Below are 1,825 nucleotides of genomic sequence, written 5' to 3' on the forward strand. Positions count from 1 at the left end.
CCCGGCGCAGCAGCGCGGGCAGTCCGTCCAGCTCGCCGCCCTTGTAGGGCACGGTCTCGGTGACGTCGTCGGCGGCCTCGATCTCCTCCGACCACAGGGTGCCCCGGAAGCCGTCGCACTCGGCGCTCTCGTCCGCGTCCAGCGGCCACCACTCGTGCAGGACCCGGATGCCGAACAGCTCGCGCAGCCGGGCGTCCATGCCGCCGGGACGGATCCGGTCGTCCTCGTCGGCGACGCCGGTGAGGAAGCCGCAGACCAGGGTGCCGCCCGCGCGGACGAAGCCGAGCAGGTTCTCGATCGCCGCGTCCGTGAGGAGGTAGAGCTGCGGCACGACGACCATGCGGTAGCCGCTCAGGTCGTGTTCGGGGTGGGCGAAGTCGGTGGTGAGGTGGGCCTCCCACAGGGCCCGGTGCCAGGCGTGCAGGACGTCCTCGAGGTCGACCCGCCGCGACGGGCGGGCCTCCTGGTCCCCGGCCCACCAGGCGTGCCAGTCGTGCAGGATCGCGACGTCGGCGGCGATGTGTGTGCCGGTGACCTCGGCGAGCCGGTGCAGGTCGGCGCCGATCCGCTTGACCTCCTGGAAGGTACGGCCCCGCTCCCCGGCGTGGCTGACCATCCCGGAGTGGAACTTCTCCGCGCCCTGCCGGGACTGGCGCCACTGGAAGTAGCAGACGGCGTCGGCGCCGCGGGCCACGGCCTGGAGGGACCAGAGCCGGTTGAGGCCGCGGGGTTTGGGGTGGTTCACGCCGCGCCAGTTGACCGGGCCCGCGGCCTGCTCCATCAGCATCCAGGGCCCGCGCGCCTGCGACCGGGTGAGGTCCTGGACGAGCGCGCCGCGCTGGGCACCGAGCGGGTCGCGCGGGTCCGGGTAGAGGTCGACGGAGACGACGTCCTCCTCCTCGGCCCAGCGCCAGGCGTCCTGGCCGATCCACAGCGGCATGAAGTTGCTGGTGACCGGGGTGTGCGGGGTGTGCCTGCGGACGATGTCGCGCTCGGCGGCGTAGCACTCCAGGAGCATGTCGGAAGTGAAGCGCCGGAAGTCGAGCACCTGGGTGGGGTTGCGCAGGTAGTGGGCGCGGCGGGGCGGGATGACGCCGTCCCAGGTGTCGTAGCCCTGACTCCAGAAGGCGGTGCCCCAGGCGGTGTTGAGCGCGTCCAGGGTGCCGTACCGGCGCCGGAGCCAGACCCGGAAGCGGGCGGCGGCCTCGTCGCCGTGGTCGAAGGTGCAGTACTCGTTGTTGATGTGCCACATCGTGAGGGCCGGGTGGCCGCCGTAGCGGGCGGCCAGGGCCTCGGTGATCTCGGCGGCGTGGCGGCGGTAGACGGCGCTGGAGTGCGAGAAGTGCTGGCGCCCGCCCCAGTGCTCGACGTGCCCGTCGGCGTCCCGGGGCAGGGTCTCCGGGTACAGCCGGCCGAGCCACGGCGGTGGCGAGGCGGTGGGGGTGGCGAGGACGACGCCGATGCCGCTCGCGTGCATCAGGTCCATCAGCGTGTCCAGCCAGCCGAACTCCCGTGCGCCCGGCTCGGGTTCCAGCTTCGACCAGGAGAAGACGCCGAGGGTGACGGAGTTGACTCCGGCGTCCTTCATCAGCCGGATGTCCTCGTGCCAGGTCTCCTCGGGCCACTGCTCGGGGTTGTAGTCGCCGCCGAAGAGGAGCCGGCCGCGCGTGGTGTCGTTCAGGTGCGGCATCAGATGGGCTCCCCGTACTGGATTCCGCGTCCGTTGGTGGCGAGGTAGACCCGGCCGTACAGGCGCGGGTCGCCGGTGATCGTCTCGCCGGTCCAGCCCCACTGGTGGGCGTCGTCGTTGATCCGGGTCCAGGTC

General features: G+C 72.4%; 1 protein-coding gene. It reads right to left on the minus strand.

The features are described from left to right. The coding region (locus CCN42_RS39540) for a beta-galactosidase (protein WP_086741984.1) at positions 1 to 1,690 on the minus strand (1,690 nt) is incomplete at its 3' end. Positions 1,691 to 1,825 lie beyond the last annotated feature (135 nt).

It is taken from the genome of Streptomyces glaucescens, from assembly GCF_002154375.1.
Lineage (GTDB): Bacteria > Actinomycetota > Actinomycetes > Streptomycetales > Streptomycetaceae > Streptomyces > Streptomyces glaucescens.